Genomic DNA, 14047 nt, shown 5'->3' with positions numbered 1-14047 from the left:
AAATAATGTCCACACCAGTCACTGAACGGGAATCACCGGCTCATTCACGGCCGCGCGCCCAGGGGGTGTCACCCGAAAATCCGCTCGACATCATCGGCGTAGGATTCGGCCCCTCGAATCTGAGCCTGGCGATCCTGCTCGAGGAAATGAATGCCGGAAGGCCCGATGAAGAGCTGGTCACGGCACACTTCTTCGAGTCGCAGGAACAGTTCGGATGGCACAGCGGTATGCTACTGCCGGACACGGACATGCAGATCAGTTTCCTCAAGGACCTGGCCACTCCGCGCAATCCGCGGAGTGCGTACAGTTTCATCAACTATATTTTTGAACAGGGTAGACTTCCGGACTTCACCAACCTGAAGACATTTAACCCGAGCCGCCGGGAATTCCACGCCTACCTCCGGTGGGCGGCGGAGAAGGTCGGTGCCGACGTGGACTACCGCAGTAGTGTCTCCGCTGTCGGTGACCACGGGGGATCCTACGAGGTCCTTGTCCACGACGCCGACGGCAGTAGCCGGGCGTGGTACGCGCGAAACGTCATTCTCGGTACCGGAATAACACCCACCCTACCGGACGGGATCACACCTTCCCCCCGGATATTCCACAATCACCGGCTGCTCTCCAACTTGGAGAATGTTCCCTCGTTTGACCGGGGCTCATTCGTTGTCGTCGGAAGCGGCCAGAGCGCGGCTGAGGTCACCCAGTACCTGCACTCCACCTTCCCCGGCGCAGAGGTGCATTCGGTGTACCGCCGCTTCGGCTACACCCCGAGCGACGACACGCCCTTCGCCAACCAGATTTTCGACGCCGTCGCGGTGGACGAATTCTACTACGCGCCGCCGGAGGTGAAGCAGGAGCTCCTGCGTAAGCACTGGTTGACGAACTACTCCGCCGTGGACGCCGACCTGATCGGGGATCTCTACCGGCGCTGGTATGACGAGCGGGTGGCCGGTGGGAGGCACCGTCTCCATTACCACCGCGTCAGCCATGTGGCGGAGGCGGTGGACCGAGGGGATCACGTGCACGTGAGCATCGAGAACGAGGGTGGGGGCGGGGTCCGGGAGATCGAGGCCGACGCCGTGGTCTATGCCACCGGCTTCACCCCGGGAGATCCGCGGGCGCTCTTCGATAAATCCGTGAATACCGACGGTGCCTTCGATGAGGCTGAACGACCCGTGATCAACCGGAATTACCGGTTGGAGCTCCCTGGGCAACGCACCGGTGGCATCTACCTCAACGGCAACGTGGAGCATTCCCACGGGCTGACATCCTCGCTGCTGTCCAATGTCTCGATCCGCTCACAGGACATCCTGTCCGATCTGCTGGACAGCGCCCGGACCGCGGCGGCCGGCGCAAACTGACAGAACACTATTTTTCACCTACGCACTTCTATCAGGAGAACACTCATGGCCAAGAACCCCTTCGATGATGATGAGGGCACCTTCTACGCACTGGTCAACCACGAGCAGCAGTACTCACTGTGGCCGACATTCAAGGACGTTCCGGGAGGTTGGGAGATCGCCTTCGGCGGGCCGGACGGGGCACCCCGTCAGGAGGTCCTCGACTTCATCGAGAACACCTGGACCGATATCCGTCCCAAATCACTGCGCGACACCATCGCCCAGTACAGCCGGTAGAAAGGGCTGAACACAATGCAACGGACAATTCTCGGAGCCAAGATACACCGGGCGACCGTGACCCAGGCGGACCTGCACTATGTGGGATCGATCACCATCGACCGCGATCTGACCACCGCCGCAGGCCTCATCGAGGGCGAGAAGGTGCAGGTGGTGGACATCACCAACGGCTCGCGCATCGAGACCTACGTCATCATCGGCGACACCGAGCACGCCGGCAACGGCCATATCTGCATCAACGGCGCCGCTGCCCACCTGGTGGAACCCGGGGATCTCGTCATCATCATGAGCTACCTCCAGGCCACTGAGGAGGAGGCAGCCGCCTATGAGCCACGGGTCATCCACGTCGACGGGGACAATCACATCGTCGGCACCGGTCGCGATCTGGCTGAAGCCGTCCCGGGAGTGGCGGACCAGTACAGTTCCAGGGGGATCTGAGATGGCGCTTGCGCCGCTCCGCCTTGACGGTGTGGTCCCCTATCCGCCGGAGGTGGCACGGACATACCGCGAGCGGGGGTACTGGACCGGACAGACACACTCCGGAATGCTCCTCGAGACCATCGACCGCGCCCCAGACTCCGTTGCGGTGATTGACGGGAACGGAGCCGGGCACGCCCCTCTGACCTATGCGGAACTGGGCGAACGGGTGCTCCGGCTCGCGGGCGGCTTCTCCGCCGCCGGCCTCGAACGCGGTGACCGGGTGGTGGTCCACTTACCCAACATCCCGGAGTTCATCGAGACGGTCTTCGCCCTCTGGCACATCGGTGTGCTGCCGGTCTTCGCTCTGCCGGCGCACCGCCGCACCGAGATCGAGTACTTCATCGAGTTCTCCGGCGCACGAGGATATGTGACCGCGGACCGGATAGACCAGACTGACCTGGTGGACATGGCCGAGGATCTGCGCCGTACCGTCGCGCATCTCGACCACGTCTGGATCGTCGGCACCGGGGGAGACGACCGGCGTGACACCTTCCACAGACTTCGGGACCACACAGCCTTTGACCGGGTTCCTCGTTGCCTGCCCGAGGATCCCGCCTTCCTGCAGCTCTCCGGTGGCACCACCGGACGACCCAAGATGATTCCCCGGACGCACGATGACTATCTCTACTCCGTGCGGGGCAGCAACGAGATCTGTGCGATCGCCGCAGGCACTGTCCAACTGGTCGTTCTCCCCGCCTCCCACAATTTCACGATGAGTTCACCGGGGATCCTCGGGGCTCTCATGGCCGGTGGAACCGTGGTGCTCGCGCCGAACGGCAGTCCCGACGTCGCCTTCCCCCTCATCGAACGCCACCGTGTCACCCAGACCCAGCTCGTGCCGCCCCTGGCCCTGGTCTGGCTCAACTCGGGTCTCAAGGACCGCCACGATCTCTCGTCCCTGCAGGTTCTCCAGGTCGGCGGGGCGAAATTCAGTGAGGAGGCTGCCCGCCGCGTCCGGCCGGAACTGGGGGTGCAACTTCAGCAGGTCTTCGGAATGGCCGAGGGCCTGGTGAACTACACCCGCCTAGATGACGACGAGAACCGCATCTCCAGCACCCAGGGTCTGCGTATCTCTCCGGACGATGAGGTCCGGGTGGTCGACGACGACGACACGGATCTCGGCACCGGTGTTCCCGGCAATCTCCTGGTCCGGGGTCCCTACACTATCCGGGGCTACTTCCGTGCTCCTGAGGTGAACCGGAAGAACTTCACCGGAGATGGTTTCTACCGCACCGGTGATGTGGTGGTGATGGATGAACTCGGTTACCTCACGGTGAAGGGGCGGTCGAAAGACCAGATCAACCGGGGAGGCGAGAAGATCTCCCCGGAGGAGGTGGAGAACCTCCTGCTCGCCCACGGGGGAATCCACGATGCCTCGGTGGTGGGAATTCCCGATGAGGCACTGGGGGAGCGGAGCAAGGTGTACATCATCCGGCGGGACGGTGCCGACGAGACTGAACTGGGGGTGCTCGGGGTCAAGCGGTTCCTGCGTGACCGGGGACTCGCGGCCTTCAAGATTCCCGATGTCGTCGAGTTCGTCACCGAGTTCCCCCACACCGCGGTGGGGAAGATCAGCAAACGTGACCAGCGCACATAACCAGAACGCAACCGGACAGTAACCAGGCAAGGAGAGAGACACCATGGCGGCAACCTATCTGCAGGAGCAGGATGTGATCGGCGATATCGCCGCATCGCTGGGCATCGAGCCCGGCGAGGTCACCGATGAAGGAAACCTGACGGACCTGGGGATGGATTCCATCCGCACCATGTCCCTGATCGAGAAGTGGCGTTCCGCCGGCGTGGAGGGCGCGGATTTCATCGCGTTGGCCTCCGAACCCACACTCACCCACTGGCTGAATGTCCTTACCGGACGTGAGACCGACGAAGAGAAAGACAAAGAGAAAGAGGAAGCCCATGAGCTCTGACCAGGACAACGTGGATGTCATCGTCATCGGTGGTGGTCCGGGAGGGTCAACCGTGTCGACGCTGTTGGCGAAGACCGGCAACAAGGTGATCCAACTGGAGAAAGCGAAGTTCCCCCGCTACCAGATCGGTGAATCCCTGCTGCCGTCGACAATTCACGGAGTATGCAAACTTCTGGGGGTTGAGGAAGAACTACGTGAGGCTTCATTCGTCACCAAGCGGGGTGGTATCTTCCGTTGGGGAAAGAACAAGGAGCCCTGGAACTTCCTGTTCGCGATCTCACCGGAATTCTCCAACGAAGCTTCCTACGCCTATCAGGTGGAGCGGATGAAGTTCGACGATATCCTGCTGAAGAATGCCGCCCAGAACGGTGTGGATGTTCGCCAACAGGCCAAGGTCCGTGAACTTATCCGTGGTGAGGGTACTGATCGGGTCACCGGTGTCCGTTACGAGGATGCTGACGGGCAGTCCCACTCCCTGTCCGCCACATACGTTGTCGACGCCTCGGGAAATGGTTCCCGTTTCACATCCGCGCCCGGCGGGAAGCGTAAGAACGCGGATTTCTTCCAGAACGTCGCAACCTTCGGATATTTCGAGGGCGGAAAGCGATTTGACGCTCCGGACAGCGGTAACATCCTCTGCGCCGCCTTCGACCACGGGTGGATTTGGTACATTCCACTGTCAGATACTCTCACCAGTGTGGGGGCCGTGCTGGACAAGAGTCACCTTCCGGAGATCTCGAAGGACAAAGAGAAAGCCCTGCTCGACTCGATCGACCGCTGCGCAATCGTCAAGGACATGCTGTCGGACGCCACCCGCGTGACCGAGGGAACCTACGGGGAGATGCGGGTCCGCAAAGACTACTCCTATTCGAACTCCAAGTTCTGGGGTAACGGAGTGGTTCTTGTCGGGGACGCCGCATGCTTCATTGACCCGGTGTTCTCCACCGGGGTTCACCTGGCAACCTATGCTGGTGTGCTCGCCGCTCGCTCGATTAACAGTGTTCTGTCCGGTGCACTGAGCGAGGAGCGCGCTTTTGGTGAGTTCGAGGGGCGTTACCGTCGTGAATACGAGGTGTTCTATGAATTTCTCTCCACATTCTACGATATGGAGCAGGAGGAGGACTCGTACTTCTGGCAGGCTCGTCGCATCTCGAACCTCCGGGGTGATGACCTGTCTGCGTTCGTGTCGTTGATCGCCGGCGGTTACTCCGGAGAACAGGCTCTGGTGAACCCCGAGGAGATCGTCGAGAGATTCACCGCGTCCACCCGTGCACTGGCTGACGCGGCGGAGAAGACCGGGTCGATGCACACCGACTCAGGCCAGCGGATGGGCCACCTCTTCGGCACCGAGAATGTCCGTGACGTGATGGAGGAGATGAACGCCTTCCAAGCCCGCGGTGCCGAGGGCAGTGAAGGGCTGGAACCACCGCTCCTGGAGGGAGGACTCGTGCCCTCCCGTGACGGCCTGGCCTGGGCGGAGCCGGAACCGGCAGTGCAGGGGTAGGTTGCCGTGCCCCTGGCCGCAGAGGTACAGGAGTTCATCCCCTCAAGCGCTCTGTCGGTACTGTTCCTGCAGCTGGTGGTCATCCTCGCCGCAGCCGTGATCCTGGGCAGGGTGGCGGCACGCCTCTCCCTGCCCGCCGTCGTCGGGGAGCTCACCGCCGGAGTTGTCCTCGGTCCCTCCCTGTTGGGCGCGGTGTTCCCGGACATGTTCGAGATGGTGTTCCCGTCCGGAACCCTGCACTGGAATCTGTTGGACGCGGTAGGACAGCTGGGGGTTGTGCTGCTGGTGGGGCTGGGGACGATGGGGATGGACACCTACCTGCTACGCAGAAATGCGGTGAAGGTCTGTTCAGTGAGCAGTTTCTCCTTCGCTGTTCCCTTCGTGACAGGCGTGGGCGCCGGAGTCGGCGTGTGGCACCTGCTGGACATCGACAGCAACAGCGGCAGTACAAATGTCGGGCTCTTCGCTGTCTTTGTCGGCACAGCTATGAGCGTGAGCGCGCTCCCTGTGATCGTGAAGACCCTGGCAGATCTGGGGCTGCTCCATCGCAGTATCGGCCAACTCATCCTGATGTGCGGTATCGCGAATGACGCCGTGGGGTGGATGTGCCTCTCAGTGATCTCGTCCCTGGCGGTGACCGGTGCGGTCTCTGGATCGGTGTCCACTGTCATCGCGGCAACCATCGGGGCGGTGGTCATCGTTCTGGTGATGCTCCGCCCCCTGGTCGGGCGATTGCTGGATCAGATGGAGTCCGGCAGCTGGCGCGGATCGGTCGGGACGACTGTTGTGCTCCTCATCCTGCTGGGCGCGGCTGTGGCACAGTGGATGGACCTGGAGGCCAGCTTCGGTGCCTTTCTCGCGGGTCTGGCCATCGGGCCCCGTGAGGAACGCCTGATGGCACCGGTCCAGGGCTTCACCGGCGTGGTCCTGGCACCGGTTTTTCTCGCACTCGCTGGCCTGCGCATGGATCTGGGGGAGCTGCGGGATCCCGCGGTGCTGTTGGCTGCGGCGATCGTTCTCGCGGTCGCGGTCATCAGCAAGTTCGTCGGCGCCTATACGGGTGCGAGGATCGCACGTCTGGGACGCTGGGAAGCGGTCACTCTCGGAGCCGGGCTGAACTCCAGGGGAGTGGTCGAGGTCGTTATCGCGATGGTCGGGCTGCAGGTGGGGATACTCACCCCCGCGACCTACACCATCATTGTTCTTGTCGCCGTGGTCACATCGATCACAGCGCCGGCCATCCTGAAGGTGACGGCGCGGAGGATCCCGGCTACGTGCTGATCTCCTCTCCTCGAAGCTGCTTCCGCAGCTTGTGCGTGGTCTCCTCGGCGAAGCCGAGCAGGGTGACCACTCGCTGATCCCCAGCGCCGGTGCGACCCGTAATCCTGATCACACCGCGGTAGCGTGTCTCCGGCCCCTCCGGGAGGTTGTCGGCGGCAGGCTGTCCGGGTTCCTCAGTGACCAGGATCTGCGGTGTGCGGAGCGTCCGCAACGTTCGGCGACCCCTCCGGTCGTAGTGCCGTAGAACAGTGAAGGTGTGTCCCCGCTCCGCATCCCACTCGTCACCCAGGAGGTGGGGGACTGTAGCGGTCAACGGTCCCGCGACCAGGGCACCTGTGCCGTCGGTGAGTGAGAGCTCCCGGTGGACCGCGACGCCTGTGCCGAACACGGTGCTCAGGGCGTTGTACAGTTCATTGATCTCCACCTCTGTGATGAACCGGTGGGAGGTTCCGGTCGCGAAGTGGGAGTCCGCCGCGTCTTTCGCGGACCCGAAGTGCGTGGTCAGTTCGGCCAGTGCAGGAGCATCCGGATCGTCCCCCGCCGCCTCCAGAGCTGAGAAGATGTCTACGAGGGTGCTCGTGTGGTCTTCTGCGGAGGTACCGGTTTCGCCGGCTTCCGCCGGGGATGCGAGTTGCGTCGCGATGCGGTGCAGGCTGAGGCGGTCCACCGCCGCAGCATGGGCGCAGACGACGAGACTCACTGATGTGCCGCTGTCCACGACAGCTGCGGCGATTGTGTGACCGGTGGTCACATCAACGAGTGCGCCTGCCATTTTCCGTGCTCCATCCAGCGATGTCGCTGTAGCCATGTCGGCCTGTTCCTTCGTGAGCGCAGCGACTGGGAGAATCTCGGAGGACCAGAGACGTCGACTGGTCGGAGTGACCCGGAGCCGTAGCGCGGGAGTACTGGTGAGGATGTACCAGAGTTGTTTCTCGAGAATCTCCTTGGATGTTCCTGGTTCAAGTGACACAACATCGGTGTAGATCCAGGTATTGGGATCATCTCCGGATTCCCGCAGGGTTTCCAGAGCAGGAGTAGGCGCCAGCGCCGCGGGTTCTTCCGCCGGATCTTCTTCAACTGAGGTCTGGTCGAGGGAGGACGCCAGTCCACCGATGGTGGGGTTTTCGAAGATATCCCGGATTCTGATGGTGAAGCCGCTCTTCAGAAGGGATGCCACCACACGGTTGGCCAGGAGGGAGTGTCCGCCGAGGTGGAAGAAGTCGTCGTCGATGGACAGTTCCGTGTCGTCGTCGAGGGCCAGAACATCGGTGAACACCGCGGCGATGGTCTTTTCCGTGTCCGTGGCAGGCGCCCGGCCGGTCCCCGACCCGGCACCCAGATCCGGGGTGGGCAGGGCCCGGCGATCCAGTTTGCCGTTGGTGGTGGTCGGCAGCACATCCAGGACGGTGACGGTGGTGGGCACCATGTAGTCGGGTAGCCGGTCGGCGACCCAGTCCCGGATTGTGGCTGTGATGTCCCCGTCCCCGGTGAGGTCGGCCCCGGTGAGGTAGGCGGCGAGGAACTTCCCGCCGGCGGGGTGGTCACAGGCGATCACCGCCGCGGCGGTGACCTTCGGGTGCTGTTCAACCACCGCGCGGATCTCGTCGGGTTCGATACGGTTGCCGCGGATCTTGACCTGATCATCGGCCCGACCGTGGTAGTCCAGGTGGCCGTCCTGATTCCAGGACACCAGGTCCCCGGTGCGGTACAACCGGTTTCCGTCATCGGTGAAGGGGTCGGCGATGAACCGTTCGGCGGTTAACCCGTGCCGGTTCACGTACCCGTCGGCCAGTTGTGCCCCACCGAGGTAGAGTTCCCCGATGACACCGGGGGCCACCGGGCGTAGCCAGGAATCCAGCACATGGGCGGTGGTATTCGCCACCGGCGAACCAATCGGCGTGTCGGTGGAGTCCACCTGTGCGGTGGTGGCATCGCCGGTGACTTCGGTGGAACCGTAGAAGTTGTGCACCACCGCATCCGGCGCGTGGTTGTGTATCCGGGTCGCGGTTGGGGAGGTGAGCCGTTCCCCGGAGACATACCAGTGCTGCAGGCTATCCAACGTGGTTGTTGCCGTGTCCTGTTCACATAGGGTGTCGGCCAGGCTGGGTACGGTCAGCAGATGGGTGAGATGGTGCCGGGAAATGCAGTCCAGGAGTCTTGCCGGGTCCTTGGCCGTGGTGTTGTCCACGGTGACGACGGTGGCACCGGTAACCAGTGGGGTGAACAGTTCTGTGGCAGCGTCGACAAACCCGATGCCACTCTTCGACACCATGATGCTGTTCGGCGATAGGGAGAGTGTGCCTGCGCCCCAGTGCAGTCGGTTGGTGATTGCCGGGTGGGTGATGGCGACGCCTTTGGGCCTGCCGGTGGTACCCGAGGTGTAGATGACATACGCCCCATCGGCCGGGGTCAACGGTCGGGACAACACCGGCGGGGTTGATACCCCGGTGGCCAGGACAGACTGCACCGCGGGGTCGTCGATGGACACGACAGGCACACCGGTAGTGGTGAACACCTCCCGGTGTGTGGTGGTGGTGTCCGCGTCGGTGACCAGCAGCACCGGGGCGGCATCGGCCAGGATGTAGCTGACACGCTCGGCCGGGTACTCCGGATCAACCGGCACGTAGATCCCGCCGGCGCGGATGATCGCCGCCAACACCACCGGCAGATCCAGGCTGCGGTGAACCGCCACAGCGACCCGGTCACCGACATCCACCCCACGGTCGGCCAAAAGACCGGCCAGAGCATTGACCCGGGCGGTGAACTGCGCGTAGGACAGTTCCGTGCCGGTGGCATCGTCGATCAACGCGGTGGCCGTCGGTGTCGCGTGAGCCTGGTCAACCAACAGACTGTCGAGAGTCACCCCGGCGGGGATGTCCAGTTCCTCACCCACAGACCAGGTGGTGATGTTGTCACGGTCCGCATCGGTGAGCACATCCAAATCCCCGACACGCGTATCCGGATTTAGATGTTCGGCGAGGTAGAGAAAGAATGAAATAAGACGGTGGCTCACTTTTTTCAATGAAGGCGAATCTTGATAAGTTATTAGAAAGTGCGCATCCTTCTTCTTGAAGAAAAATTCTAAAGATAGGGGAAATTCTGCTTCTTTTGCGTCGATTAAATTCCAAGAACACTTGCACCCGTCGAGGGAAGGCCCTTCAATGTCTTGAGTTAAGAATACTAGAGAGAAGTCAAAAAGTCCTCGTTGGCTAATCTTCATGTCGGAGTGAATGCTATCGATTAAATCTACAGGATAGCGCCCATAATTCAGACGCCGCAAAAAGAGAGAATATAGGTCTTTCGTTGCGTTTCCAACTGAAGACTCCGGATCGTAACGAACTGTGAGAGGAAGAGTGTTTCCAACGTTTCCGATAACCTTCTCGTATCCTGGTTGGTCCCTAGTCAATGAAGGAATTCCGACGGTGATATGCTGCATTCCAGTGGCGTAGCGTAAGCTGAGCCCATAAATAGACAGAATGATAGAAAACGGAGGAAGATCCAAAGCTTGCGCGACATTTCTTATCTTCAAGTTTGTTGATTCAGGAATGTCTACCCTAATCCTCTCCGAAGCGAACCGCTTTTCGCTGATGGGAATTATTTCGTCTGCATCCTCATCGCTATAGCATCTTTCCAATTCCGACTTCCAGTATTCTTTATGGAGAAATGCTGAGTCGGAGTTGAGGAAACAGATCTCATCGGCTGCTATATCTCCGGGTTGCACATCTAGATCAGGGATTTTGATGCCGCCACCGTTTCTTCTAGCGGTGTAAAATACCTCCAGATCACGTGAAAAAACAGGGAAAGTCAAACCATCCCAAGCGACGTGGTGGATTGTTATGTACAATACCGTCAATTGTGAATCTTTAACAATTGCAAATCTAAAAGGAAAATCCTTCGACAGGTCAAATGGTTGAACCTGCATTTCCTTGACAGATTTGTCATCTAAAATTTTACCATTGCGCCAAAGAGTGGACTCTTGATTGATGGGGGGATGTATCTTTTGAAAATAATTTCCTTCTATGTCACTATAGAAGGTGGTTCGTAATGCATCGTGCCGATTGACGATATCCGTTAGGGCCCCAGCTAGACTTTTCTGGTCGAGGACGGATTTGTAAATAAGTTCAAGATTAACGTTGTGAACGACACTACTCTTCCACCTCTCTTGATGTAGAATCATTCGCAGCTGAGAATGACTAACAGGAAACTCTAGGGCGGCACATTTCTTACGTTTTTCTTTTTCTTTCTGAATCCCCCTCTCTGCAAGAATTCGGTACATTTTATCTTTAATATTCTGAGAGTTGGACATTTTATTAATTTCCTTTCCGTCGATGCGGGTAGCTATTTTTGCGGCAGTGTCGAGTTTGCAGGGTTTGATGAAAAGCAGCCGAAAGCCTATATTTCATTTTCTCCACACCCTATCCTGATGGATGCGCTCGACGAGTTGATTAATCCGCAACGAGTTATCTGAATCTTCTGTTTTTGCGTGCGTATTTCCGACGAGCAGCCCGACGGAGGCCGCGGCATGTGTGTGCTCTGAGGTTGGTGTAAGATGGAAGATCCGTGAGCGAATATCAATGTTTACTCCGACCTCAGAACTATTATCTTAGTTTATTGGCAACACCATCGGACACGCTGTCTGGGATGCTGTCGAACTCGGCGTGAGCAGCAGTGAATAATTCCCATATCACAAAACATTTCAGATATGTAGGATGTCATGTTGACCTCCGTCTTGTCGTTTTACAGGTGGTGGGCATTCCTATCCGTCTTCACCTGCGTATCAGGGCTCCGTCAAAGTCGTTCGTGAGCGGTGCTGACCAGAGCAATCGCACGGTTCGGATCCCGCCCGTGGAACCTGAGCGCCGCCGCGATACCCCTGTACCCGTCCAGACGTAGCAGTCTGATGACCGTAGACCGTAGCGTCGCCATCACCCGCGGCCCCACGCCCGTTCGCACCCGTGAGCCGTCCTCTCCGAAAGTGACGTCCCGAACCCAGTGCAGCGCGTTCTCGATCCGCCAGTGGTTCTGCGCCCACGCGGCGAGTTCCCGGACCGGCGCGTCCAAGTGACCCAACGAGCACAGCAGGTACACCACCTCGACGGACTTCCTCGGCTTCCTCAACGATCCTCCCGCGGTATACACTGTGCGGGTACGCCGGACCTGCATCAACTGCGCGGCATCCGGAAACCCTGCCTCCGCCGCTGTGACCTGAAGAACCTTCACTCCACGGGTAACGGGACGCCCATGTCCATGCTCGGTGACTCGGTTGATCGGCAGCTGCTTCCATCTCTCCGACTTCGCCCACGCCAGCAAGGTCGGATGGTTGGCCTTGATGGTCATCAGATACGCTCCGCTGACAGCGACAATGTGCCTGGCGGTGTCGACCTGGGTGTGCATGGCATCGCAGGTCACAAGGGCACCTTTCACATCGAGCTGGCCCAACAACTCACGTGCGGCGGGGATCTCGTTGGATTTCGCGGTGACCTGCAGCTGGCCGAGCACAGTCCCGGTGGCGTGGTCGAAGGCCGACACTAGGTGCGGGGCGGTACTCGCCGGGTCCGACGGAGTGCGGGCACCGCGGATGGCCTTGCCGTCGACGGCGATGACCCGCCGATCTTCCACCACCGATGTTGCGGTCCACATCCAGGCACCCAATGCTTGGTCCAGTCGGTCGTCGTCGACCGCACTGAATGCGCGGCGCAGTGTCAGCTCCGAGGGTCTTCGGTGCAGGTCAACACCGAGTTCCGCAATCGAGGTGTTGGCCGGGTCCGCTACCCACTCACTGATGTCTGCGAACGTTTTGGCCCGGCCGCGACTGCTAGCAGGCCGGCGGCGAGCAGGGTGTGCAGTCGGTGGCGGAGGCCACGACGGTGCCGGTGGTCGGGAATCCCCGCAAGGAGGTCCAACAGTGGTGGCGGAGTCGGGGTAGCTGCGGGTTCGACAGGGCGCAGGGTGGTCAGGGATGATGACATTGGCGAGCGTGCGGTCCTTTGTGGGCTCTTCCGGTTTCAGAGTGCGTCGATTGCCTTCCGAAACCCGCCCGAGTGGATCAGTGACCGCAAGATGTAGTTGGCCTTATTCCTGAACCCCAAGGCGATACCCCTCAGGTGCTCCAACTTGCCGTTGATGTTCTCCACCGGACCGTTGGACGCCCCGGTGTCGAAGAACGCCAGGATGCCGGCCCGCCGCTTCCACAAGGTCTGGCCCAGTACCCGCAGTTCCCGCAGTTCATGGGGAATCTTCATGTGCAGCGCCTTGATCACCGTGAACATCCGCAGCTTCCCGTCGCGGGGCCGGTCCGCCTGGTACGCCGCAAGAATCTCCTGGTAGAAGTGCCACGTCACCTGCACCGGCAGATGCACTTCACTGGTGAGTACGTCATCGAGCTTCACCGCGTTTCTCGGAGTCACCAGTGACTTGCGGGTCAGTAGGATCCTCCTGATCCCGTACCACGGATCCCCCGACCGCCCACGGTGACCCGTCGTCTCGTTGCGGACCCGCTGCCGGCATGCGGTGAGCTTGTCGATGGCCAGGTGAACGACGTGGAACGGGTCCATGACCTGCCTGGCCTGACCCAGATGCTTGGTCGCGGCCTTCGCGTATCCGGTGAATCCGTCCATGGTCACGACCCGGATGCGGTGGCGGAACGTGCTACCGCGGGCGTCGAGTCAGTCGCCGAACGCGTCAGCTGACCGGCCGGGCACCATGTCCGGCAGCCGGGCAGATCCAACCCCGTCGACCAGTGGGGTCATATCCACGATGACGGTGACGAATCCCGGGGACCCGTCGCCTCGGACATGTTTCCACTTGTGTTCGTCGACGCCGAGGACCCGGACCCGGTCCAACCGGGACGGATCGGCGTAGGACAACTGTCGACAGGCAGACAGGGCCAGCTGGTTGACCTTGTCCCAACCGATACCCAGTGCCCGGGCACAGGCTTTCACGCTCATCTGGTCGCACGCCATGCGCTGCAGGATCCAGCGGGTCACCCGACAGGTCACGGACTGACGGCCGTCGGTGGCCTGTGGGATCGACGCCCGGAAGATCGTGACCTCGCAGTCATCGTTGCCGCAGACCAGCCGGGGTACACGCACGTGCAGGAGGCTCGGGTGCCCAGCGATGGGAAGGTCCGTCAACCGACGTTCGACATGGTCACGGACTCGACACAGCTGTCCGCAGCTCGGGCAGGCGGAGTTGACGGTCACCGGGTGAGACAGTACAGG

The 14047-nt window shown here is 60.8% G+C and carries 11 protein-coding genes; 7 read left to right on the top strand and 4 right to left on the bottom strand.

What is annotated here, in order from left to right; translation table 11 throughout:
- The first annotated feature begins 5 nt into the window (after nt 1–5).
- Genes E0E18_RS02495 through E0E18_RS02465 form a run of 7 tightly spaced genes read left to right on the top strand, consistent with a single transcriptional unit; the run spans nt 6 to nt 6827 of the window.
- The gene (locus E0E18_RS02495) at nt 6–1361 is read left to right on the top strand and encodes a lysine N(6)-hydroxylase/L-ornithine N(5)-oxygenase family protein (RefSeq protein WP_130839252.1); all 1356 of its coding nucleotides are present in this window, start codon (nt 6–8) and stop codon (nt 1359–1361) included.
- A 45-nt stretch (nt 1362–1406) separates the two neighbouring features.
- Nucleotides 1407–1637 carry an MbtH family protein gene (locus E0E18_RS02490; RefSeq protein WP_130839251.1) on the top strand — a complete coding sequence of 77 codons (231 nt, stop codon included), beginning with the start codon at nt 1407–1409 and terminating at the stop codon, nt 1635–1637.
- Nucleotides 1638–1652: 15 nt separating this feature from the next.
- A complete protein-coding gene (panD, locus tag E0E18_RS02485) occupies nt 1653–2075 on the top strand; it encodes an aspartate 1-decarboxylase (protein WP_130839250.1) in 423 nt (140 codons plus the stop codon).
- Between the two features lies 1 nt (nt 2076).
- Nucleotides 2077–3714 carry a (2,3-dihydroxybenzoyl)adenylate synthase gene (locus E0E18_RS02480; RefSeq protein ID WP_130839249.1) on the top strand — a complete coding sequence of 546 codons (1638 nt, stop codon included), beginning with the start codon at nt 2077–2079 and terminating at the stop codon, nt 3712–3714.
- A 43-nt stretch (nt 3715–3757) separates the two neighbouring features.
- Nucleotides 3758–4042, top strand: a complete 285-nt coding sequence (locus tag E0E18_RS02475; RefSeq protein ID WP_130839248.1) for a phosphopantetheine-binding protein — start codon at nt 3758–3760, stop codon at nt 4040–4042.
- The gene (locus tag E0E18_RS02470) at nt 4032–5546 is read left to right on the top strand and encodes a tryptophan 7-halogenase (protein WP_130839247.1); all 1515 of its coding nucleotides are present in this window, start codon (nt 4032–4034) and stop codon (nt 5544–5546) included. The genes E0E18_RS02475 and E0E18_RS02470 overlap by 11 nt, the downstream gene beginning before the upstream one ends.
- A 6-nt stretch (nt 5547–5552) precedes the next feature.
- Complete coding sequence (locus tag E0E18_RS02465) at nt 5553–6827, top strand: cation:proton antiporter (RefSeq protein ID WP_130839246.1); 1275 nt, start codon at nt 5553–5555, stop codon at nt 6825–6827.
- Here E0E18_RS02465 and E0E18_RS02460 read toward each other — a convergent pair.
- The 4 genes from E0E18_RS02460 to E0E18_RS14555 all read right to left on the bottom strand — a co-directional run bounded on the left by E0E18_RS02460 (nt 6817) and on the right by E0E18_RS14555 (nt 14029).
- Complete coding sequence (locus tag E0E18_RS02460) at nt 6817–11103, bottom strand: non-ribosomal peptide synthetase (protein ID WP_272914254.1); 4287 nt, start codon at nt 11101–11103, stop codon at nt 6817–6819. The genes E0E18_RS02465 and E0E18_RS02460 overlap by 11 nt on opposite strands.
- Before the next feature lie 512 nt (nt 11104–11615).
- Nucleotides 11616–12788, bottom strand: coding sequence for an ISAs1 family transposase (locus tag E0E18_RS02455; RefSeq protein ID WP_272914253.1), 1173 nt, complete (start codon nt 12786–12788; stop codon nt 11616–11618).
- Nucleotides 12789–12832: 44 nt separating this feature from the next.
- Nucleotides 12833–13444, bottom strand: coding sequence for a transposase (locus E0E18_RS14560; protein WP_474077487.1), 612 nt, complete (start codon nt 13442–13444; stop codon nt 12833–12835).
- Between the two features lie 48 nt (nt 13445–13492).
- On the bottom strand, nt 13493–14029 hold the full coding sequence (locus tag E0E18_RS14555) for a transposase family protein (RefSeq protein WP_474077486.1): 537 nt from the start codon (nt 14027–14029) through the stop codon (nt 13493–13495).
- Between the last annotated feature and the right edge of the window lie 18 nt (nt 14030–14047).

Origin of the sequence: Corynebacterium neomassiliense (genome assembly GCF_900626215.1) — a bacterium.
In the GTDB taxonomy this organism is placed as follows: domain Bacteria; phylum Actinomycetota; class Actinomycetes; order Mycobacteriales; family Mycobacteriaceae; genus Corynebacterium; species Corynebacterium neomassiliense.
Note: the sequence above shows the minus strand (reverse complement) of the source record. Positions and strands in the feature narration are given on the sequence as shown.